The sequence below is a fragment of the Geminisphaera colitermitum TAV2 genome (assembly GCF_000171235.2).
Taxonomy (GTDB): domain Bacteria; phylum Verrucomicrobiota; class Verrucomicrobiia; order Opitutales; family Opitutaceae; genus Geminisphaera; species Geminisphaera colitermitum.
In genome coordinates, this window is record NZ_ABEA03000173.1 from 1 (window position 1) to 22,064 (window position 22,064).

At 56.5% G+C, this 22,064-nt stretch carries 16 protein-coding genes and 1 pseudogene; 10 read left to right on the top strand and 7 right to left on the bottom strand.

Annotation, left to right across the window (positions count from 1 at the left end; translation table 11 throughout):
* Window positions 1–303, top strand: a pseudogene (locus OBACDRAFT_RS19050) (hypothetical protein); the annotation flags it as partial.
* Between the two features lie 153 nt (window positions 304–456).
* Here the strand turns inward: OBACDRAFT_RS19050 and OBACDRAFT_RS19055 are convergent.
* From OBACDRAFT_RS19055 to OBACDRAFT_RS19065, 3 genes are all read right to left on the bottom strand, one after another.
* A complete protein-coding gene (locus OBACDRAFT_RS19055; RefSeq protein WP_043588386.1) occupies window positions 457–870 on the bottom strand; it encodes a helix-turn-helix domain-containing protein in 414 nt (137 codons plus the stop codon).
* Window positions 871–1,131: 261 nt separating this feature from the next.
* Window positions 1,132–2,193, bottom strand: a complete 1,062-nt coding sequence (locus tag OBACDRAFT_RS19060; protein ID WP_052362263.1) for a hypothetical protein — start codon at window positions 2,191–2,193, stop codon at window positions 1,132–1,134.
* Entirely contained in the window at window positions 2,168–2,764 is a 597-nt protein-coding gene (locus OBACDRAFT_RS19065; protein ID WP_157837192.1) for a hypothetical protein, read from the bottom strand. Before OBACDRAFT_RS19065 ends, OBACDRAFT_RS19060 begins: the two co-directional genes overlap by 26 nt.
* A 664-nt stretch (window positions 2,765–3,428) precedes the next feature.
* Between OBACDRAFT_RS19065 and OBACDRAFT_RS19070 the strand changes: the two genes are divergently transcribed.
* The 8 genes from OBACDRAFT_RS19070 (at window position 3,429) to OBACDRAFT_RS19110 (ending at window position 18,460) form a co-directional block, all read left to right on the top strand.
* Window positions 3,429–3,632: an RWP-RK domain-containing protein gene (locus OBACDRAFT_RS19070; RefSeq protein WP_043588390.1), complete on the top strand. Its 204-nt coding sequence runs from the start codon at window positions 3,429–3,431 to the stop codon at window positions 3,630–3,632.
* Window positions 3,633–3,805: 173 nt separating this feature from the next.
* Window positions 3,806–7,195 carry a helicase-related protein gene (locus OBACDRAFT_RS19075; protein WP_043588391.1) on the top strand — a complete coding sequence of 1,130 codons (3,390 nt, stop codon included), beginning with the start codon at window positions 3,806–3,808 and terminating at the stop codon, window positions 7,193–7,195.
* A gap of 25 nt (window positions 7,196–7,220) precedes the next feature.
* Window positions 7,221–8,807, top strand: coding sequence for a DUF4062 domain-containing protein (locus OBACDRAFT_RS19080; protein ID WP_043588393.1), 1,587 nt, complete (start codon window positions 7,221–7,223; stop codon window positions 8,805–8,807).
* Between the two features lie 19 nt (window positions 8,808–8,826).
* Window positions 8,827–12,609, top strand: a complete 3,783-nt coding sequence (locus tag OBACDRAFT_RS19085; RefSeq protein ID WP_043588395.1) for an Eco57I restriction-modification methylase domain-containing protein — start codon at window positions 8,827–8,829, stop codon at window positions 12,607–12,609.
* Window positions 12,606–14,276, top strand: coding sequence for an AAA family ATPase (locus OBACDRAFT_RS19095; protein WP_157837193.1), 1,671 nt, complete (start codon window positions 12,606–12,608; stop codon window positions 14,274–14,276). Before OBACDRAFT_RS19085 ends, OBACDRAFT_RS19095 begins: the two co-directional genes overlap by 4 nt.
* Before the next feature lie 124 nt (window positions 14,277–14,400).
* Window positions 14,401–16,434 carry a GNAT family N-acetyltransferase gene (locus tag OBACDRAFT_RS19100; protein ID WP_157837194.1) on the top strand — a complete coding sequence of 678 codons (2,034 nt, stop codon included), beginning with the start codon at window positions 14,401–14,403 and terminating at the stop codon, window positions 16,432–16,434.
* 8 nt (window positions 16,435–16,442) lie between these two features.
* Window positions 16,443–16,874: an ASCH domain-containing protein gene (locus OBACDRAFT_RS19105; RefSeq protein ID WP_052362264.1), complete on the top strand. Its 432-nt coding sequence runs from the start codon at window positions 16,443–16,445 to the stop codon at window positions 16,872–16,874.
* A gap of 257 nt (window positions 16,875–17,131) precedes the next feature.
* Window positions 17,132–18,460, top strand: a complete 1,329-nt coding sequence (locus OBACDRAFT_RS19110) for an IS5-like element ISOpb2 family transposase (RefSeq protein ID WP_043588404.1) — start codon at window positions 17,132–17,134, stop codon at window positions 18,458–18,460.
* Between the two features lie 69 nt (window positions 18,461–18,529).
* Here the strand turns inward: OBACDRAFT_RS19110 and OBACDRAFT_RS29020 are convergent, their stop codons facing one another.
* The 4 genes from OBACDRAFT_RS29020 to OBACDRAFT_RS26965 all read right to left on the bottom strand — a co-directional run bounded on the left by OBACDRAFT_RS29020 (window position 18,530) and on the right by OBACDRAFT_RS26965 (window position 20,685).
* Window positions 18,530–18,694, bottom strand: coding sequence for a hypothetical protein (locus tag OBACDRAFT_RS29020; RefSeq protein WP_198529944.1), 165 nt, complete (start codon window positions 18,692–18,694; stop codon window positions 18,530–18,532).
* Between the two features lie 204 nt (window positions 18,695–18,898).
* Window positions 18,899–19,549 (bottom strand): hypothetical protein, encoded by a 651-nt coding sequence (locus OBACDRAFT_RS19120; RefSeq protein ID WP_043588406.1) that lies wholly within the window; start codon window positions 19,547–19,549, stop codon window positions 18,899–18,901.
* Window positions 19,550–19,630: 81 nt separating this feature from the next.
* Window positions 19,631–20,394 (bottom strand): IS5 family transposase gene (locus OBACDRAFT_RS26960; RefSeq protein WP_088179262.1). Its coding sequence is split into 2 segments (ribosomal slippage): window positions 19,631–20,022 and window positions 20,022–20,394, totalling 765 coding nucleotides; the frame shifts between segments, so codons are not numbered across the junction.
* Window positions 20,395–20,430: 36 nt separating this feature from the next.
* Window positions 20,431–20,685: a hypothetical protein gene (locus tag OBACDRAFT_RS26965; protein ID WP_088179325.1), complete on the bottom strand. Its 255-nt coding sequence runs from the start codon at window positions 20,683–20,685 to the stop codon at window positions 20,431–20,433.
* 957 nt (window positions 20,686–21,642) lie between these two features.
* Here OBACDRAFT_RS26965 and OBACDRAFT_RS19135 point away from each other — a divergent pair.
* Complete coding sequence (locus OBACDRAFT_RS19135) at window positions 21,643–21,852, top strand: hypothetical protein (protein ID WP_043588408.1); 210 nt, start codon at window positions 21,643–21,645, stop codon at window positions 21,850–21,852.
* Window positions 21,853–22,064: the final 212 nt, after the last annotated feature.

The window sequence follows — 22,064 nt, forward strand, 5'->3', positions numbered from 1 at the left end:
GGGGATGTCGGTGGCGTTTTCGAGTTGGATGGCGAGTTGGGCGCGTTGGTAGGCTATGAGGCGGCGGAGGGTGTCGGGGGTGGTCGTGGTTTGGATTTCGCGGGCGGTGGTTGCGAGGTGGGTGATGGTGGCGCCGAGGGCGGGGGCGAGGGGGAGGTTGATGATGTGGGCAGCAAGGACGAGGGGGTAGCGGGTGCGGCCTTTGCCGTCACTGGTGGGGAGGAGGCGTCCGATGAGGGTTTCGCCGGGAAGGCGAGCATTAAACGGTTACTTATATTTGATTACGCTATTTTTCCCAGGTAAAATCGTATGTTTCGAATCAAGTATTTAAAATAGTTTTTCTCCATGTCCGTTTCCAACGAGGAAGAGGTGGCCGGGTTGGCTTCACTTCAATCAGTTTTGTGAGCGGGTTATTGGAATTTTGGATACCGATTCCCTCTGCTATGCGGAGAAGGCTCAGGCTGCCTTAAGCATGGAGACTTGCTGCACAGTCTCAGGTGGCGCCAGTTGATAGCGCACCGCGTTTGTTTTGCCCGATACTGTTACAAGATTGCTGGCGCGGAGACGAACCAGTTTGCGAGTAACTGTCGCGGAGGACATTTCCAGCGCCACCTGAAAATCCTTGGGGGATGCCGTGCCAACCACCGAAAGGTAGCGCAGTATCCGTTTCTCTGACTCGTCGGAAACGAAGTCGGCGGGATCGAATCCACCTGCTACCTTCTGGCCCGGATTACGTGGAAACCGGGCAGGTTTTTCAAACTCCTCCGGGTGGAGGTGGCGGTAGCGGATGACAGCGGTGACGAGCAGTTCGCCGATCCGGCGGATGCGCTCGGCTTCGGTGAGGTTTCGGTTTCGTTCAAAGGGACGCATGGGATTGGAATTTTGTTGGGTGGTGATGAGGTTTAGACAGCCATCCGCATGGTCGGCATGGCTTGAATCACTTCCGAGGCGTCCATGCGCACAGTCACGAGTATGTGAGAGCACCGCTGATGCTGATACAGGATTTGGCGAATTGAATTCGACAAAAATCATCAGTGATGACTTAACTACGAAAAGTCAAGATCAAATGAATCACCACTTTACAGCCCCCCCCCCCCTGCGGGGATGGCTCTACGCTGGGAAATTCGAGCCTCAGCGAGGCATCGCCGACGAAGCTGGCTCTTCGTTTGGGCCAGCCCCAAGATGATCGAGTAGCTGACGGAAGCGATCGCAATGAGCCATGAGGGCCTCGTCGCCACGAGCATTGATGGGCAGGGAAAAAAGCACCGGTAGCGTGGAGTGGCCAAGCGACGTATAGTCGAGGCGGCGACGCCACTCGATGGCCTGCAACTCGGGTGATGAAGCGGATAGATGCACGTCGTTGAGCAAGGCGTTCAATTGCTCCAGCAATCTAAAGATTTCGGACCAAGGCACCCAAGCGGGAAAGGTCGGTCCTTGCGACATCGGCCAAGTGGCAAGGAAGCGCCATTCATCAGCGAGGAGTGAAAAATGCTTTTCCCTGCCCTTGCGCAGGGACCGGACATGGCCGGAGCGTTCCAGTTCGTTGAGGGTGATCTGAACGGACCGGCGGAAGTAACCGATCTGACGCGCGATTTCGGCGGGGTGGCCGGCCTCGTGCGCCAGCAACCATGCCATGACCTCGGCGCGCGATTGCCGGCCAAACAAAGCGCGAAGCTTGAGCAGTAAGTTGCCGGGGTGATCCATGCGTGGCGCGACGGACAGGCCGCGATAGCGCACCGGACCGCGCAGCCAGCCTCCCGCAAGAAAGTCCTGATCCGCGGTTCCGAAGTGTCCATCCTCGGGAAAGAGCGGCGCAGGGGAGCCAGAAACCTCGACGGACGATTTTTCCATGGCCTTCCATTTTTTGTGCGCGGGCAAGCGGGCCAAACGTGTCGCGATTACGGACAGGATTGAGGCGTCACCGAGCACGTGGTCTTTGTGCAGGCGGGCGAGGCGCTGAAGATTGATCCAATCGGCCTGGTCCTGAAGCCAGTCGAGCATCTCGTCGAAAAGACGGGCATCCATCCGGCCGAGCGTCGTTGACGCGAGGAGCAACGCCTCGGGATCCAAGATGGCTTTGCCGGATGCCTGGGCGGCATGGCCGGAAACGCCCAGCGTGATCCACTGACGCCAGAGAAGGTCGAGGATGGCAGAGCGAGCCTCGTTTTTAAAGTTGAGCAGCAAGGTCGGCATGGCCCAAGTGGCGGAGGAGATCGGAAAGCACGAAGAGAAAACCCTCCGACGGATCCTGCAGGCAGGTCCAACGAGCGGCGGCAAGCAATTCGTCAGCGGTTGGATTCAGGTCGCGCAAGTCCGCGACATGGCGTCCTGGTCCTTGATCGGCAGCGGCATAGAGTTTGAAATGAATCTGGTCGTAGCGGCCGACAAACCCGATGGTGAGAACCGGACCATAGGAGCGGTTTGTAAGGCGATCCTCGATTCCGGTTGGGAAACCTAACAGGAAGAAAGAATCGTCGGCGGGTCCGGTGTTAAACCAATCGGCAGGCAGATTGAGTTCGGAACGGACAGCGTCAGCCGCCGTGATTATTTCCGGTGGCAAGGGCTTTGCTTGCACTAGACGCCGTGCTTCGAGCCTGGCAAGCACGTCCACGTCTCGTGTCGCCGTGCGACTGATCAATCCAAGCGCGAGAAGGGACGAGCCGCTACAAACCACAAAGTGGCAAGACGGATGGCCACGACTGGCCAAAACCTCGCCAAGAAGGCTCAGCGCCCGTTCCAAAGTATCTTTGCCAAAACGATTCATTTATGACACTTGAACTACTCGATATGGGTAGTTCAAGTAGTATTTCATGCCGCAGATCTATTCGTTTTCCACATGTCTTGGTGCGATTTGGTAGTTATCTAGTGCCACCGCGGAAGCGCAGTTCCTTTTGGAGAAAATCAGAATCTTGCGTTGGATTCCCCATGGCACCACCTGCCCCCACGCGATAATATTCAGGTATGGAATCATTGTTGATCAGCTTTCGGTGTATAACGGACGACAAGCCGCCAACGGGAATCTCGCTTCACTAGTTCAATGGAAAGGTCCGGATCGGCCAACGCTTTTCTTGGGGGAGCAAGTTTGCTCCAGCGGGACGTGGGATCGTTGGACAGACTCGCTTGGTGACGAAGCTCGAAAGAAGCTAAACGATCTATTGGCGCGGGTCGGCTGAAACCCGCAGCTTGCTTTGATCCGTCCTTGATGAAAATATGAGTTCACAATGGGATTTTTTCACTCCGGGATGAATTATTGGCAGCGGCAGGCGCTCAGTGATCGCATCCACAAGCGAGGACGATACGCACCGGCACCGGGTCCAGCATTGTCGATATCGCCTCCTTTGTCTGTGCCGTTACCTCCAGAACAACGGGTTTTCCCCAGCCAAAGGATACCATCGACTGTGTTGCCAGTCGCAACACCCGCCAAAAGCGTGCCCGTATCACGCATTCAGCGGCCGATAAAAATTGCGTGGCCGGATAAGGAACGTCTAGCCAAACTCCTTTGGGAGAAACCTACCATGCAGATCGCGGCTGAACTGGGCGTCTCTGATACGGCGGTCAAGAAACATTGCCGTCTTCTCGGCATCGAAAAACCGCCGCGCGGCTACTGGGCCAAGCAGGCGAAGAAGAAGTAATGCCCGTAACCGGTTGCTGACTCGTCTCCCCAATCCAAATCCGACTCATCACACAAAATTATTCGCGCCATGATTCTCATGGCTTGCAGCGCATGCGCCTTGCGCTTGATGCTATGCAGCTAAGCGCATGGAATACTTCATCTACTGTAAGAGGAGTATCCTCTGCACTCAACATGTCCATCCCCTGTCAGCATATCTCATCAGGCATTCGTGATAATCACCGTCGTGGCTCGGTCGGTGATTTTCTCCGTGCTGAGCTTCGCGCCGGAGCCGACCTCGACATCGTCACCGCCTACTTCACCGTTTTCGCCTACGACAAGCTGCAGCCCCAACTCGATAACCTCGGACGCATCCGCCTCCTCTTCGGTGAGGCCGCTTTTATCCACAATCTCGACCCCGAGCACAAAGACGGCGCGGCCTACGTCCTTCGCGACGACGGGCTCGCCCTCGCTTCCGGCCTCAACCAGCGCCACATCGCCCAGGCTTGCGCCGCCTGGATTCGCGACAAGGTCGAGGTCCGCTCCGTCACCCGCACCGGCTTTCTCCACGGCAAGATGTCGCATATCCGCCGAGGCGAGGTCTCCGCCGCCATCATCGGCAGCTCCAACTTCACCACGCGCGGCCTTGGTCTCGGCACGACCAACAACAACGTCGAGCTCAACCTCGTCGTGGATGGCAACCGCGACCGCGCCGACCTCCAGCAGTGGTTCGAGGAACTCTGGAACGACACCTCCCGCGTCGAAGACGTGAAACAGGCTGTCCTCGACTACCTGCTCCAGGTTTACCGTGATCAATCGCCCGAGTTCATTTACTTCAAGACCCTCTTCGAACTGTTCCGCCGCTTCATCGACGAAGGCCGCGATATTGAGGACAACCTGAAGCGCATCCGACTCCCGGAGACCGGAATCTGGAACTCCCTCTTCGCCTTCCAAAAAGACGGGGCCAAATCCGCTATCAATAAGCTCAAGACCTACGGCGGCTGCATCCTCGCCGACAGCGTCGGTCTCGGCAAAACCTACGAGGCGCTCGCCGTCATCAAATACTTCGAGTTGCGCAACGAGAAGGTCCTCGTCCTCTGCCCCAACAAACTCCGCAGTAACTGGGACCTCTATCCGGCCTACGTCGCCAACAAGCACAATCCCTTCGCAGCCGACCGATTCGGCTACACCGTCCTCGCCCACACCGATCTTTCGCGTGAAGGCGGCGCATCCGGCGCGGTCCAGGAGCTTCGCGACTTCCATTGGGGGGCCTTCGATCTCGTCGTCATCGACGAGTCGCACAACTTCCGAAACAACGCCCTCGGCAAGCCCCGCGAAGACGGTGCCGAGCGCCGCAGCCGCTACCAGCGCCTCATGCAGGACATCATCCAGTCCGGCGTGCGCACCAAAGTCCTCCTCCTCTCCGCCACTCCGGTGAACAACACGCTCGCCGACCTGCGCAATCAGCTCTCGTTCATCGCGGGCGGCGATGTCGCGCGCGACACCCCGGAGGGCCTCGCCGCTGACACGTTTTTCTCCGGCAACCTCGAAATCCCCTCGCTCAAGGCGACCACCCGCGAAGCCCAGAAACGCTTCACCGAGTGGTCCAAAAAACCTCCCGAGCAGCGCCAGAAAAAAGACCTCATCCACGTCCTCGGCGGCGACTTCTTGAAACTGCTCGACGCCATCACCATTGCCCGGTCCCGGCGGCACATTTCCCGGCACTACCAGTCCGAAATGGTCCGGCTCGGTGGGTTTCCTGTCCGCACGCCGCCACTCTCCGTTTACCCCGAGATCGACACTGCGGGCAAGTTTCCCACCTACGACGTGATCGCCGACCGGCTCGCGGAGTATAAACTCTGGATCTTCCGACCGGCCGAACATCTCCGCGCCGACCTCCCTCCGGCGACCGTCGAGCACTACACCCGGCGCATCGGCGGGTTCACGCAACAAGGCCGCGAGCGCATCCTCACCCACATGATGCGCATCACGCTGCTGAAGCGCCTCGAAAGCTCCATCGACTCCTTCCGCCGCTCGCTCGCCGCCACCCTCGAAAAAATCGATCGCCTCGAACAGCGCATGGCCGTGTTCGAGACCCATCGCGACGCCAATCCCGATCTCGATTTCGAGGTGCTCGCCCCCGAGGACGTCGAGGACGACGATCCCGAACTCGCCGCAGCGCTCGAAATCGGTCGCCGCGTCACCTTCAAGATGGCACATCTGGACCTCGACGCCTGGCGTGCCCACCTCGCTGAGGACCGTCGTCAGCTGAACGGCCTGCTCGGCCTCGCCCGTCCGGTTACACCCGAGCGCGACGCCAAACTGGCCGAACTGCGCTCCCGCCTCGCCGCCAAGATCCAAAACCCGCCGCTCGACAAGGACGGTCATCTCAACCGCAAGGTGCTCGTCTTCACCGCCTACGCCGACACCGCCCGTTACCTTTACGACAACCTGCACCGTTGGCTGCGCAAGGACCTTGGCGTCCACGCCTCCCTTGTCGTCGGCAGTGGCCAGAATGCGTCCACGCTCACGCCCGGCTCCGACTACACCGCGATTTTGACCGACTTTGCCCCGCGCGCCAAACGCCGCTCCGGCGACCTCGCCGCGCCGCAGGTGGACGTGCTCATCGCCTCGGACTGCATCTCCGAAGGCCAAAACCTCCAGGACTGCGACACCGTCATCAACTACGACATCCACTGGAACCCCGTCCGCATCATCCAGCGCTTCGGCCGCGTGGACCGCATCGGCTCCCGCGCCACCGCTGTCCATCTGATCAACTTCTGGCCCACCGCCCATCTCGACCGCTACATCAACCTCAAGCAGCGCGTCGAAGCCCGCATGGCCCTCGTCGATCTCACCGCCACCCAGACCGACAACCCTCTCGACGAAAAACAGCTCGAAGACCTCGTTACCACCGACCTCCGCCTGCGCGACCGCCAGCTCGAACGCATGCGCAAGGAGATTCTAGACCTCGAAGACCTTGAGGACTCGGTGACGCTCGCCGATTTCTCCCTCGACGACTTCCGTGCCGACCTCCTCCGCTTCCTGGAGCGCAACCGCGAGCAACTCGAAAAGGCGCCCCTCGGCCTCTACGCCGTCGTCCCCGCCCTCGCCGACATCCCGCTCACCGCCGGTGGCGGCGTCATCTTCTGCCTTCGCCAGAAAGGCAACCCCACCGCGCGTCCCGCCACCGAGACGGAAAAGATCAATCCTCTCGCGCCCCACTACCTCGTTTACGTGCGCGCCGACGGCGAGGTGCGCCTCGCTTACACTCAGGTTAAAACCATTCTCAACCTCTTCCGTGAACTCGCCCTCGGCAAAACCGAGCCTTACGCCGAGCTTTGCCGCCTCTTCGACCGCGCCACCGCCAACGGCTCCGACATGGGCCACCAGTCGCGCCTCATCCGCTCCGCCGTCGAGTCCATCACCGCGACCTTCCAACAAAAACTCGCCGCCGGCCTGCAACACAGCCGCCAGTTCATCCTGCCCGTCGCCGAAGCCCAGCCCCACGACGACGAAGCCGGCTTCGAACTCGTCACCTGGCTGGTGCTGCACCCGTCCGCAGGCCAAGCTTCCACCACGTAAACACCGCACGCTTGTTTCATCCTCCATGCCCGCCGCCGCTCCACACTCCTCCATCTTTGTGAGTTCCGTCCAGAAGGAACTCCAGGCGGAGCGTCGCGCGCTCAAGGACTACGTGCACGGCGATCCGCTCTTGTCGCAGTTTTTCGAGGTTTTCCTTTTCGAAGACATCCCGGCATCCGGCCAGCGTGCCGACCAAGTTTATCTCGCCGAGGTGGATCGTTGCGATCTCTACCTCGGGCTTTTCGGACAGGAATACGGTTATGAGGACGCCGAGGGCATCTCACCTACCGAGCGTGAATTCGACCGCGCCACCACAGCCGGAAAAGACCGCCGCGTCTTTCTGCTCGGTGCCGATGCCACCCGCCACCCGAAGATGCAGGCCCTCGTTCGCAAGGCAAGCGACCAGGTCGTTCGCCGACGGGTCGCCTCGGCCACGGAGTTGACCGCCGGCCTCTACGCATGTCTGATCGAGCTGCTTGCCAGACGGGGCGACATCCGTTTCCGCCCCTTCGACGCCTCCGCCTGCCCTCGCGCCACCTTGGCCGACCTTGTGCAGGAAAAGATGGATACCTTTCTTTCCATCGCCCGCCACAAACGCGGCTACGCCATCCCTCCCGGCACTCCATTGCCCGATGCACTAACCCATTTGAATCTCCTCGACGGAGACGCGCCCACCCATGCCGCCGTGCTCCTGTTCGCCCGCGAACCGCAGCGCTTCCTGCTCACCTCCGAGGTCAAGTGTCTGCACTTCCACGGCATCGAGGTCCGCAAGCCCATCCCCTCCTATCAGGTCTTTAAGGGCACCGCGTTCGAACTGGTCGATCAGGCGGTGGATTTTGTGCTGGGAAAGCTCGACCGCACCGTCGGCACCCGCGCCGCCAGCAACGACGCGCCGGTGGATTACGAAATCCCCCGTGAGGCCATCGCCGAGGCCATCGTCAACGCCGTTGCCCATCGCGACTACACCTCCCAAGCCTCCGTCCAGATCATGCTCTTCTCCGACCGCTTGGAGATTTGGAATCCCGGCCGGCTCCCGCCGTCCCTGAGCTTTGCCTCGCTTCGTCGCGCCCACGCCTCCGTTCCGCATAACCCCCTCTTGGCTGAGCCCCTGTTTCTTGCCGGCTACATCGAACGCGCCGGCACTGGCACCGTGGACATCATCGACCGCTGCACCGCCGCCGGTCTGCGTGCTCCCGAATTCCGTCAGGACGAAGGCCACTTCGTGCAAACCCTCTGGCGACCGGTGCCGACGCTTACCTCGCCCCCGACCGGACAGGTCGCCGGACATGATGCCGGACAAGTCGCCCAAGACCACAACGCTCTGATTGCGATTGCCTTGAAGACATGGGCCGCTCCGGCCGGACAAGTCGCAGGACAAGTCAACGGACAAGTCGCCGCCGCAGTCACGGCCTTCTTCACCGAGCCCCGCAGCGCCCGCGAAATCCAAACCGTGCTTGGCCTCCGGCATCGGGAATCCTTCGTGAAGCATTACCTCGATCCGCTGCTCACTGCCGGTCTCTTGGAGCGCACGATTCCCGACAAGCCAACCAGTCGTCTCCAAAAATACCGAATCACCGTCAAAGGCCGCGCCTCAATCTCCCCTTCTGCCTGACTCTACTTTTTTCCATCTCATGTCCGAAGCCCTCCGTTCCTCCCTTCAGCCCTCCCTCGCCAACTTCACCACGCAGTCCCTGCGCGAAGCCTCCCTCGGCTTCTTCAAAACCCTCGGCTACTCCAGCGAACGCACGCTGCCCATAGATTCACCCCGCCAGTTTTGCGATCAGCTTGATTCCTCCCGCTGTCTAACGTCAGGCCAGCGAGAGGCGATTGGAAACCTCACCTCCCTGCACCTTCTCTTTCAGCTTACCGACGCCGAGTTGCATCTTCAAGGTGACCTCCTCGACAGCTCTAACACGGTTCATACCACACAGATTGAATCCTATCTCTTTTTCGCAGTCGAACTTCCGCTCGGTCACTACAGCCGCACTGACCTCTCTTCTATCGTCCGCGCCATCAACAAACCACTTCCCATGCCGGCATTGGTGCTTTTCCGGCATGGTGAGACGCTCTCCCTCGGCATCATTCATCGCCGTCTCAACAAGCGAGACCAAGCCAAGGATGTCCTCGAAAAAGTCACCCTCATCAAGGACATTTCTCTCTCCTCTCCGCATCGCGCACACATTGAGATATTTGTTGACCTTGCATTAACCACGTTGCGATCTGCGCAGCCTTGCTGCGAGGAAATTACAAACTTTGTCACGCTGCACCACGCTTGGCAGAAAGTTCTGGATATTCAGACTCTTAACAATCGATTTTTCATCGAGATTCGGAACTGGTTCTACTGGGCTCGCGTTCACGCGAGCTTTCCTTCCGGAGCGAAAAAAGATGCCGACCAGCGTGACTCCGAAGCACTTATCCGTCTGCTTACTCGTCTAATTTTCTGCTGGTTCCTCCGCGAAAAACGCATGCTGCCTGATGCACTCTTTGCCGAACACAAAATCGAAAGATTGCTGCGCGATTGGGAGGAGGCTTCCTGTGATGACGATCAACTTGGACGCTACTACAAGGCTATCCTGCAAAACCTCTTCTTCGCCACACTTGCTACGCCAGTCGAAAAACGGAAGTTTCGCGCAAACCGTAGCTTCAAGGGGCACAACACGCACTATGGAGACCAGCGCTACTTCCGCCATGTTGCCCTCTTTAGTGAGAAAGCCCCCGTGGAGGAACTCTACAAAACCATCCCTTTTCTCAATGGCGGATTGTTTGAAAACCTTGATGAGTTTCCCGGTGATGACAATGACCTCACTTCGGAAATCAGGGTAGATGGTTTTTCCGATGTCGCATCCAAGCAACCCTTCGTTCCCGACTTTCTTTTCTTCGGAAAAAAACGTTCCGTCCCAGAAATTGCAGGACTTCTCGGTGAATCTACTGCGCCGCAGGCACGTGGAATTTTCAGCATTCTCAGGGATTACAAGTTTACCGTGGAAGAAAATACTCCGCTTGAACAGGACATTGCGCTCGACCCCGAGCTTCTGGGACGCGCCTTTGAAAATCTGCTCGCCGCGGTGAATCCCGAAACCGGCACTGTTGCCCGCAAATCCACCGGTTCGTTTTACACGCCGCGTGAGATCGTGCACTACATGGTTGAAGAAGCACTCGTGCGCTGGCTGCTCGGATCCCTTGCCCCCAACGGCGCTTCCGATGAACTAGAGGAGAAAGTTCGTGAACTCGTTTCCGAGGAGCAACCCTCGCATCATTTCGCTCCCGCAGAAGTCACCCATATCGTCGGACTTCTCAGTCGCCTTCGTATTCTCGATCCGGCCTGTGGCTCCGGAGCGTTTCCGATGGGGTTACTCCAATTGCTCGTCCATGTCCTACGCAAGCTCGACCCCAAAAACAAACTATGGGAAGCCGTCAAGCTTGCCTCGCTTCCTCCCGAGATGCGCGAAAAAACACAACAAGTCTTCCGCGAGGAAACTTGGAATTACACTCGCAAGCTCGAACTCATCAAGGACTGCATTCACGGCGTGGACATTCAGCCCACGGCTATCCAGATCGCCAAACTCCGCTTCTTTCTCTCTCTCGTTATTGAACAGAACGATTCGACTGCCGTCCGCCCACTCCCAAACCTCGAAACCAAATTCGTCTGTGCCAACGCCCTTCTCGGAATTCCCCGGCCGGAGGGTTGGGATCTGTTTCAACACCAGATTGAACCCCAAGAACTTACCCTTCTCGACGTGCGTTCCCGCTACTTCTTTGCTCGGACAAAGGAGGAAAAGGACGCTTGTAAAATAGAAGACCGCCGTCTTCGCCGCGAATTGAGCGAATTTATTAAAGGCATCGGTGGCGGACATTCACAAATGCTGGCTTCTGCTGTGGCGGCATGGAATCCTTATCGCAGCGACCATCGTGCCGGCTATTTCGATCCGGAATCCATGTTCGGCATCCGCGACGGCTTCGACATCACCATCGGCAACCCGCCCTACGTCCGCGCCGACGAGCAGAGCGAATGGAACCGCCATCAGCGCGAGCAAATCATCGCCAGCTCTCAATACGAAACCCTCTGGGAAAAGTGGGACCTCTATATCCCTTTCATCGAGCGCGGCTACAAGCTCCTGCGCCCCGGCGGAGTCAGCACCATGATTGTCTCCGACGCCTTCTGCCATTCCAAATACGCGCAGAAGCCCCAGAACTGGTTTCTCAAGCACGCCCGAATCCTCCGTCTCGATTTCTGCGGCGACGTGAAAATATTCGACGCCGCCGTTCACAACGTCATCTACTTCTTCCAGCGCGCCGACGGCGCAAAGTGGAAGCCCGACCGCCGCGTGCATCACGAGACGTTCGGCGAGGTCACACTGCTGCCGACGGATGAGCAGACGAAACTAACCTATCGTGCGTTTTTCCCGGAAGACGGCGCTGCTCAGATTTTCGCCTGTAAGGCCGAATTGCTAACATGCATATGCTACATCAGCAAGGGTATGGTCGTTCACGCCGACGAGGATGAAGCACGCGGTGAATTCGAGTTGAGAGATTTGGTTTCAGACACGAAGGACGCGAAGCACCCGAAGCCATTCGTCGAGGGGAAGCACCTCGACCGTTGGCTCGCCGCAGACCAAAAGTGGTTGGAATGGGGAACGGCCCGCGCGCCCGGCCTGTTTAGTCGTCCGACTTTTCCGCAAATCTACACTGTGCCAGAAAAAGTCATCTCCGTGGATATGTCCGCAGGTGTTGAAAGGCTGCGCGTGGCCTACGACGACGCGCAGCTTTTCCACAACCACTCCGCGTGGTCGTTTGTTCCGTGGCATTCGCTCCATGGCGTCCGCAACAACTCGCTGAAGAAAGTTGCGCGCTACCGTGGCGAAAGACCGCCGCGCCCTGACCTGCCGAAGCGGGAGGAACTGGAAGCCACCAGCCGCCGCTTCGCCGTGAAATACCTGCTAGGCGTGATGAACTCCGGCACCGCTCGCGATTTTCTCCGCGCCAACCGCCGCAGCAACATCCACCTCTACCCCGACGACTGGAAAAAGCTCCCCATCCCCGATGTCGGCTCCGAGGAGCAGCAACCCGTTGTGCAGGTGGTGGATCTTATCCTTGCGTTGAAGCGGTTTTTTCAAATCCACCCGGCCGACCAAACCGCCCGTGACACCGTGCTGCTGGAGTTCCTTGAAGCCCTCAACGACGCGCTTGTTCGTGAACTTTATGATCGAGACTCGCTCCACGCCCGCAGCCTCCACTTCGGCCGCCTCGTCACCAAAGCCCGTTTCCCAAGAATCACCGCTATACGCGACACCTCCCATCTCGAAGAAGTCCGCGCCTCCCTCGAAAGCGCCTACGACATCAATACCGCCCTTCGCGCCGCCCTCTTCGACCTCGCATCCCTCAACATGAACGATCAAGCCGCCAAGGACGTATGAGTTCTCCCCTGCCGCCACTCCGTCTCGCAGCCATTGAACTCTGCGGCTACCGGGCATTCCCTCACCGCGTGAGGATACCTCTGGCTTCTCATGACAGGGAAGGACACATAACCGGCAAAGGGAAAGATCTTTTGCTCTACGGAGAAAACGGCAGTGGCAAATCGTCGATTGGCAAGGCATTGCGTGACCTCCTAGACTTCCGTTCCAGAGCTGTAGCTTTTGATGACTTCAAATATCGCTACACCGATCCTCCACGAGATGATCGCGAGGTGAAGCTGATATTCGACGATCCCACCGTTGATCCGCTTTTCTGGATTCCAAAGGAACGCCACAAAGAAGACCCCAATTTCCCAGAACGAAATAAGGGACACCCTCATTTCACCGACATGTCGCGCTCGCGAGGCTGGCTAGACTACCGTGTAGTATGGCGGGTCAGCGAGGTCCGTTGGGGAGATTATGTGGAGATATTCCAGCCATTGGTGGAAGAAATACTGCCCAGCTGCCCATATGGCGTAGGCGCAAAAACCTTCGGCCAAGCATGGACGAAAATCACAGATGCCGCGGCAAAAAATCCGATCCAAAATAACGATGGACGTGCAGCGGTTAAAACGCTGATCGAGGACATCAATCGCTTCAATGCAGCATTGGAGGGATTTCTGAAGCAACTGGAGCGCCAAGCCAATGCCTTCTTGCGCGAATTTGATCCTTGGACCAGCATGGAGATCAAATGGGTGAGGGGTGCATCATACAACTCAAGTTTACGTTACAATAAATTCAGAAACGGTAATATTCAGCTCCGGATGAAGTATCGGGATGATACGCTGCTGAAAAATCCATCGGAGTTTCTCAATGAAGCACGGCTTACCGCTGTTGGCTTATGCCTCTACCTTGCCGGAATGTCACAAAGCATTCCCCCAAGGCGGATAGATGGCAGTACCTATCCACGTATACTGGTTCTCGATGATGTGCTATTGAGCCTAGATATGGCCAATCGCCTGCCGCTGCTAAAGCTGCTGAAGAGAGAGGAATTCAAAGACTGGCAAGTCCTACTCCTGACGCATGATCGTGTTTGGTATGAAATCGCCAAACAACAACTCAGAGATGGCTGGGTGCGCCACGAGCTGTTCACGCAGCAGGTCGGCGGCTACGAGCAACCACTCCTGCGACAGGATCAGGATCATCTTATGCAGGCGATTGACTTCCTGCATAATGGCCATGTGAAAGCTGCCGCCGTCCATGTCCGGACCAAATTCGAGGAAGTTCTGAAGTGGGCCTGTATTGAGCTGGCACTGCCCGTAAAATACCACCCCGACCCGCGCAAGGTTGCGGCAAGCGATCTCTGGGCCGCAGTTTCTGGGGCAAGGTGGGACGACATTCCACCTGTGAAATGGTCTCCCGACGCAAAGCATTGGTGGCAGCCGAAACCGGAGACAAAGCCAGTGGTGCCGACCGAACTCAAAGATCGAATCACGCATGTCTTGAGCTGGGTGATGAATCCTCTTTGTCACTCGCAAAGTGTAGAGCGCTACCGCACTGAAATTGAAGATGCTATCTTTATTATAAACGATCTTGAACAAGCCATCCACAAAGCCATCGCGATGAAACAAGTCGGCCTAGTGGTTCTGCGAGAAATGATGCTCTCGTTGCTCACTACAAAAGCCCAATGAATTTCTTCGCACTAAAACCATCATCCAAGCAACTCATCTATGATCTCGTGACGCAGGCATTCACGTTGGATGAGCTCAAAAGAGAAATAGGGATGCCAAAGCATAACACCCCTGCATGATTTCAATGCCCCAAGTTTTCGCCATCGACCCGACGAGTCCACTGCTCTCCGCTGTAAAGCAACTCGGACGCAAGCATAGCGGCACTCTTGGCTTCTTTCCCGATGGTGCGTTTGAGGATCATGCCGAGCGTGGACATTTGCTAGCGGCATCGGTGAACGAATCTGAACTGGCTGGCTATTGCGCATTTCGTGTTTCCAAGGGTCGCCTGATGATTGCTCATCTCTGCGTCGCGGAAGTCCATCGCGGCGCAGGCGTGGCCAAGAAGCTGTTCGAAGACGTCAAGGCTCACGCCCAAAAGCGTGATCTGCGCGGTATCGGCCTGCATTGTCGTCGCGATTACCCGGCGACCAACCTTTGGCCCAAGCTCGGTTTTGCTCCGATCAGCAGCAAGCAGGGGAGGGGTGCCGACAGCACGAAGATCCTCACGTTTTGGTGGCACGATCTTCACGCGGAGACCCTCTTCACTCCGTTCGAAGATGCCGATGACCGGCTACGGGTGGTCATGGATTGTAATATATTTCGCGATCTCCACGACACGAGCGAGGCACGCAATCAGGATGCCAAATTCCTCGTTGCCGACTGGCTCACCGGTCAGATCGAACTCTGCATCGTCAACGAATTGCTCATTGAGCTGAACCGTATCAATTCCCAGCCTCTTCGGGATGCACTCCTGCGTGATGCGCAACGCTACCGATCTCTCACACATAACATGGGGCGTGCCGACATGATCTACACCGAGCTAAAGGAAATCTTCGGACACTCCGAGCCGACGCCCAGGCAGGCATCCGACATGCGCCATGTCGCCATGAGCGCGGCGGCCGAGGCGGAGGTCTTCATTACTCGTGACGAGGAGGTGCTCGGTCATGCCGCTGAAATCGAGGAACGCTACGGCCTTCAGGTCATGCGTCCCGTGGATTTAATCTCGCGCTTCAACGAGACCGAGCAAGCCGCCTTGTATCAGCCCGCACGCTTTGCCAGCACGGACATTCAGAAAGCCCGCCCCCGCCCGGATGAGTTGGGCCTGTTGGCGAAGCATCTTCACGTCCCCTCGCAACGCGAGTCTCGCGCTCAGTTCGAGGCGAAACTGCGCACCCTGCTTTGCGACGTGAAAAATACGGTCGTTGCCGCCATGGCCGACGACACGCCGCTCTTTCTGAGCGCACATCGTCAGACGCCCGGTCGTTGCGAAATTCTCTCCCTGCGCAGCACACGGACCGCGTTGGCGACAACAGCGCTGCGTCACGCTCTGCTCCAAATCACCACCGACATCGCCAGGCTCGGAGGCGGAACCATCGTTGTTCAGGAAAACTTGTTGTCCGAGGAGGTGCAGTCCGTCCTGCACGAACTGGAATTCCGAATCGGCTCCGGGGGCTGGGAAAAAATCCCCCTGCGTTTTCTCGGTGACGCACCTGCATTCAACAACGCCATTACGACCGTCCACCAGCCATCCATACCCCAAAACATGGGAGCGATGGAAATCGAAGCGCAGTATTGGCCCGCCAAAGTGCTTGGCGCAGGAGTGAGCACGTGGGCGATCCCCATCCGCTCCGGATGGGCGACGGCGCTTTTCGAGACATCGTTTGCCGACGAACAACTCTTTCGACCGAAACGCGAACTCATCCTCAGCCGGGAAAACGTGTATTACAGCGCGGCTATCCAGTCCGGCATGGAAGGCGCGACTGGTCGCTTGCTTTGGTATGTTTCCACCAAAGACCGCCATCAAACCGGGGCCAAGACCATCCGGGCATGCTCCCGTTTACTCGAAGTGCGTCGGGGACCGGCAAAAGTTCTGTTCAACGCATTTCGCCGCCTCGGTGTGTTTGAGTGGGCGCAAATCCGTGACATGGTCGATGGCGACCCCATGAAAGAGATTCTCGCGCTGCGATTTGCCGACACCGAGCTATTTGAGCAGCCGTTCCCCGGAGACCAAGCCAAGGCACTGGGCATCCTCAACAATTTCACTTCTCCCGTCAAAGTGCCTGAAACGGCATTTGCCGAAATCTACCGACACGGCATGAAACTGTCCGTTTCGTCCTGACCCTCTACATGCCCAGTTTGACCAGCATAGCACTTCCAACCGCCGCACGATGGACTCCCACGCTCCAATCCCTGCCCGCGCTCGCCATTCGGCAGCCTTACGCGTGGCTGGTGATAAACGGGATCAAGGACATCGAAAACCGCTCTCGCCGAACCCACTACCGAGGAAAAGTGCTGATTCATGCCTCGTTGAGTGAAGACCTGCTTTTCGAGGACTCCTTGGCCGAGCTAGGCATTCGCGCCGGCATCGAGCTGCCGGAGTCCTACGACATCGGAGGGATAGTCGGCGTCGCCGAAATCGTCGGCTGCGAACGCCGCCACGAGTCCGACTGGAAAGACCCGTCAAGCTGGGGCTGGGTCTTGGCCAATGCGCGGCCATTGCCATTCCGAGCCTGTAAGGGATCTTTGGGATTTTTTCGTCCGAAATTTCAGGCGGGTTAAGGACGAAGCTGACTGGACCGAATTCACCTGTTACCTTCAGGCTCGGATCACGGGGATACCAAGTAGGTCTCCGAATGGAGGTGGTGATAGCGAATGACGGCGATGGCGAGCAGTTCGCCGAGGCGACGGATGCACTCGGTCTCGGTAGTCGGTGCTGAAGAACCATTTAATTTCCTATCAAGGAGCAAGTTAACGCTTGAGACTGGAGTGAAATTTTCCCAGAAAAGGGCAATTTATAAAGAAAATCTGGGAAAAAGATGAAGCCAAAGGAAAACAAGCACGAGAAACAAAGGGAAATGTTCAAGATGGAGTTAATAATGTTGGTGAACATGAACCATCCGATGGTGAAGCTGGCCGGGAATATAAACTGGGCCGAGTTTGACAAGCATTTGGGGCCGACGTATCATGAGAGGTTGGGGCAGCCCGGGTTGGGGACGAGGTTGATGGTGTCGTTACACTATTTGAAGTATCAATATGATCTGAGCGACGAAGAGGTGCTGGAGCATTGGGTGGAGAATCCATATTGGCAGTATTTATCGGGGATGCAGTATTTTGAGCATGAGAAGCCGATAGACTCGTCGAGCATGACGAGGTGGAGGAAGAGATTGGGGGAGAGTGGAGCCGAACAGATGCTCAAGCAGACGATAGAGAGCGCGGTGAGGATGAAGGGGTTAAAGCCGGTGCAGGTGGTGCATGTCAACGTTGACACGACGGTGCAAACCAAGGAGATACGTTGTCCGACCGATGCGAGATCGTATGATCGGGCGAGGGAGAGGCTGGTGAAGGAAGCGCGGAAAGCCGGGCTGAAAGTGAAGCAGAGTTATGAACGGGTAGGGAGGGGATTATTGATGATGGCCGGGCGCTATATGCATAGCCGAAAGATGAAGAGAGCGAAGGCATGTGTCAGGAAACTGAGGACGAATCTGGGCCGTGTGATACGAGAGATAGAGAGACAAAAGCCTGTGGCGGCATTGCAAGGGTTGCTGGAGACGAGCAAGCAAATTTACAAACAAAAGACAGCAGACAAAAACAAAGTGTATAGTGTGCATGAGCCAAAGGTGGAATGCATATCGAAAGGGAAATCGGGAAAGAAATATGAATTTGGACAGAAGGTAAGTGTGGCATCGACGAGCAAGGGAGGCTGGCTGTTGGGAGCGTTATGTATGCCAGACAATCCGTATGATGGGCACACGCTTGAAGCGCAAATGGAGCAGGTAAAACGGCTCTATATTGAAAAACAGGGGCCGAAAACGGCGCACGTGGACATGGGTTATCGAGGGCACAATTATGAGGGGCCGGTGGAGGTGATCGTGGACAAACGCAGGCGAGGGAAAATCCCCAAACGAGTCTGGCGCTGGATGAAACGCCGTGCCGCCATTGAGCCGACAATCGGACATCTCAAGAATGAACATCGTATGGAGCGCAACAAGTTACGCGGATTGATCGGAGACAAGGTCAATGCCATCCTCAGCGCCGCCGCGATGAACTTCGGAAAGCTCCTGGCTTTCCTTTTGGCCTTTTTTTCCCGCCTTCTGCTCGCGCTTTTTCCCGCCTTGCGCACCTCGCCATGCTTCAAACTCGCTTAATACCGCCCTTCCTCAGCACCGACTCGGTAGGTTTAAGTTTCTATCAAAGAGGCGGATAGCCATGACGCGTCATTGGGCAACCGCGAAACGGATTTCCGAAACGGTGGTTTCGTTTTTCGTCGCGTTGTCACCTTTTTGTTGCACTTCCAGCAGGCGGCCCGCGTTGAGCGCGTCGCGGATCGCCGCGAGTTTCCGGCCGCGGATTGTGACAATTTCGTGACCGGCCGTAATCACGAGGGAATCGGGATTGCCCGGAGAAAACTCCCAGCGGGCAATCGCATCTGCGGGATACGAAACCGATCGCTCCCCGATGGAAAAGCAGAGGGCACGTGCGGTCTCGCCGTCCTTCGCCAGACGACCCCATGCGGGCGCTGCGGGGCGCGCGGCCGATGGTTTTTCGGTCGAGTGTTGAGGCTCATGGAGGTGACGCTCAGGAGTTCATGCTGCTTTCGCCATGGACTGCGCCGGAGCAGGTTTGGACCCCGAAGAAAAACGGTGTATCCGTCCCAACAGGACGCGCGCACTATCCCGGATGCCGTGATGCATGCCCGACAACATGCCCGTGCGAGGCGGAGCCGCCGACGACCGCTCGACGCTTGCCTGCCTCGGCTTCGGTTTTGACGCCACGAACTCCGAGACCAGCAGGCGGTCGCCATACCGGCCCATCGACTCGCGGGCTGCCTCGATGTCGGTGGTGTAGATCATCTGGCTTTCGCGGAACCGCGAATTGCTCACGTAAGCCTGCTTGAGGTTGCCGAAGACGGTGCTGGTGTCGCCCATGATGAGGATGCCGCGGTCCACGGTCTTGCCCTGCGAGGCATGGGAGGTCGTGGCATACCCATAGGTGAATTGCCGGAAAGACGGCGGTATCTGCCGGCCGTCCCTGAGCAGGATCGCGCCGTCGTCGCCGAAGCCGGCGACCTCGACCACGTCGCCGTTTTTCAGTTTCGCCGGCCTGTCGTTCGCCTCGATGAGCAGACGCTCGCCGACCGCCACCGGCAACTCCCGTGCAAGCTGCACGTCGAAGCCTCCGGTTTTGCGCGGATCAATCCATTCGCCGTTGCCATCCTCGCGCTGGGCATAGAGCAATTTGCCTCTCCGATGGATCACGCTCGCGTAGCTCCCGGCGGAGAAACCGCCGGCCTCGCGGTAAAACGCTAGAGCGTGTAGTCACGAGATTGAAGCCCAGAGGATGGCACACCTGAATTGGACGGCAGCGAGGAAAGAGGAGGCTCGTTTTGCGTATCGGGTTGCGATGCCGCGCCATTGCTTGAGTCGTAGGAATGCATTTTCTACCAGATGCCTGATCCGATAAAGATAAGGGTCATATTCGCGTTGTTCTATGCGATTGGTCTTTGGAGGAATCTGCGGGCAGATGCCTGCGGCCTGCGCCATTTCGATGATGGCGTTGGTGTCATATCCCTTGTCGGCGATCAGATGGTCTGCGGCAATGCCTTCAATCAACCTGCCAGCCTGTGTGCAATCAGCCGTGGAACCCGCTGTAACAATGACTCGCACCGGCATACCATGCGCATCCACGGCCAAATGTAGTTTGGTGTTTCGCCCCCTTTTGTCAGACCGATCGCCTCGTTTCCACCTCTGGCTCCCGCTGCATGCGGATGGATTTTGACATGACTGGCATCAATCATCAGCCACTCAAAATCGGGCTCGTTCATCAGTTCCGACAACAGGCGCTCCCAATGCCCCTTGTCTCTCCAGCGACAAAAACGCCTGTGCGTGTTGCTCCACCCTCCGTAATCCTCTGGAAGATCCCTCCAAGGCGCACCAGTGCGTAAAATCCACAGAACCGCGTTGAGGAACTTGCGGTTGTCCTCCGCCACCCCTCCCCACGCTCCTTTCCTTCCAGGTAGCAGCGGCTCCAGAACGCTCCAAACTCGGTCCGAAATGTCGTGACGGTGTTGATCTTTCGCCATGCTGACATTCTCCATCACAAAAAAACTCAGTCAATCTTATCTCGTGACTACACTCCCTAATCCTTCATTTTGTTTTTTCTTCCATCGACTTAATGCGGCCTTTTTCGCAATGGCACTGCGTTCTTCGCCTGTTAATTTGAGTGCGCGGGCCTTCCCGCCTTTTAGTCCGCCTAATCGTCCGAGGGAAACGGCGGCTGAATTTTTGGCAATTTTCTCACCAGTGACCAACTCCACAATGGAGAGGGCATTTTGACTGAAATCTTTCTTTGGCATAATGAATGAAACTGTCATTTTATCCTTGATCGGTCAAGCAAAATCTGATAGAAAAGGGGAATGAATTATTTCGGGAAAGATCGGATCAATATATTTTAATAGGTAAGGGAAATTAAAAATAATGCTGGTCTTTATTTTCAATCAACTTGTTTTGAAAAATAAATAAAATCACTGAACTTTATTTTTATTTTTCTGTCTTTTTAATTTAAAATCAATAAGTTATGGAATAAAGACCATTGACAATAGAATCATATTCTGCGAAGATTGGCGTTTCTGAGACACCGCTAAAGCCCGCCAATATAAAAATATTTATGAATCCATTACAGAAGCCAAGAAGCCCGCCTTCGTAGCTCCAATAATAAGTTACGAAATTTAATTGCTTGACTACAAGGTGCTATTGTGCGAGAATTTTAGTTTAAGATTCGCTAACCGAAAAATAAACCAATAGACAAAATGACGCAGCAAATAGTAATAAATTACGAAGTAAAGCTTACTTCGGGCGAAATAAAACAACATTCCGGGAAAGCAGAAGAAATAGACAGCTTCTTGCGTTTTACACTAGAAGATGGTTCTATTGTTGAATATAAACTAATTGAGGTCGAATCCTATAAGTCAGTTGGCTTTCGCCCATTTATAATGCGGTGATATATTATGTTATATCTTCATATTCTGTATTGGTAATAGAGACCACTAACCCGGTATCGAAATAAACCCAGTAAAAATCAGGATATTCATGACGTTTTTCTATGAAAAGTATGCGACTGAGGTTGAGTCCATGAGTTTTTGAGAAGAAATTTTTATTTTTATCCATGAAATTTCTTACAATTAAAAACTCTCAATGTGAAATTGGTGTAGAAATAATGGACAAGATTGTCACTAAACAATGGGCGAAATCCTTACGACTGGAGAGCTTTGTAAGTTGTTGATTGTTTGGTAGATCGAAATTGAGGGAATACCCAAAAACACCGGGCCACCATGCGCCTGGTCGAAAAACAGCTCCCGGCTGCCCGCAAGTTTTACCAGGAACAGCCCGAGGAGATCCGCAAGCGCATCGACCAGCGCCTCGCCGACGTGAATCCCTACTACAAGGACAGGGCCTTCGTGAACGAGGTCGTCAACGAGATGAACTTCCAGAACCGCAGAAAACTCATCACGCCGAGCCCTGCTCAGAGAATGGCCGCGTAGGGTTGCCCGGCTTCGGTGGTTGCAGGCTTTGCGAGGGGTTTTTCCCGCCCGCTTGTCCGCCCGTCTTTCCCCGATTCGCCGCACCTCTGGTGCTCGTTGCTTCTCTGGAGGCTGGATAAGGGGGTGGTTCGGCCCGGGCGGGGAGTCGCTGGCCGGACGTCGCGGCCCTGCTTCGCGCCGGATTCCGGCGCTGGCCGCGCACCGGTCGTGGC

Excerpts from the sequence above, each read along its gene's own strand:
- OBACDRAFT_RS19080 (WP_043588393.1), top strand. The coding sequence starts at position 7,221 with ATGCCCGCCGCCGCTCCACACTCCTCCATCTTTGTGAGTTCCGTCCAG.
- OBACDRAFT_RS19075 (WP_043588391.1), top strand. The coding sequence starts at position 3,806 with ATGTCCATCCCCTGTCAGCATATCTCATCAGGCATTCGTGATAATCAC.
- OBACDRAFT_RS19085 (WP_043588395.1), top strand. The coding sequence starts at position 8,827 with ATGTCCGAAGCCCTCCGTTCCTCCCTTCAGCCCTCCCTCGCCAACTTC.
- OBACDRAFT_RS19110 (WP_043588404.1), top strand. The coding sequence starts at position 17,132 with ATGAAGCCAAAGGAAAACAAGCACGAGAAACAAAGGGAAATGTTCAAG.
- OBACDRAFT_RS19065 (WP_157837192.1), bottom strand. The coding sequence starts at position 2,764 with ATGAATCGTTTTGGCAAAGATACTTTGGAACGGGCGCTGAGCCTTCTT.
- OBACDRAFT_RS19100 (WP_157837194.1), top strand. The coding sequence starts at position 14,401 with ATGCCCCAAGTTTTCGCCATCGACCCGACGAGTCCACTGCTCTCCGCT.
- OBACDRAFT_RS19135 (WP_043588408.1), top strand. The coding sequence starts at position 21,643 with ATGCGCCTGGTCGAAAAACAGCTCCCGGCTGCCCGCAAGTTTTACCAG.
- OBACDRAFT_RS19105 (WP_052362264.1), top strand. The coding sequence starts at position 16,443 with ATGCCCAGTTTGACCAGCATAGCACTTCCAACCGCCGCACGATGGACT.
- OBACDRAFT_RS26965 (WP_088179325.1), bottom strand. The coding sequence starts at position 20,685 with ATGACAGTTTCATTCATTATGCCAAAGAAAGATTTCAGTCAAAATGCC.
- OBACDRAFT_RS19055 (WP_043588386.1), bottom strand. The coding sequence starts at position 870 with ATGCGTCCCTTTGAACGAAACCGAAACCTCACCGAAGCCGAGCGCATC.
- OBACDRAFT_RS19060 (WP_052362263.1), bottom strand. The coding sequence starts at position 2,193 with ATGCCGACCTTGCTGCTCAACTTTAAAAACGAGGCTCGCTCTGCCATC.
- OBACDRAFT_RS19095 (WP_157837193.1), top strand. The coding sequence starts at position 12,606 with ATGAGTTCTCCCCTGCCGCCACTCCGTCTCGCAGCCATTGAACTCTGC.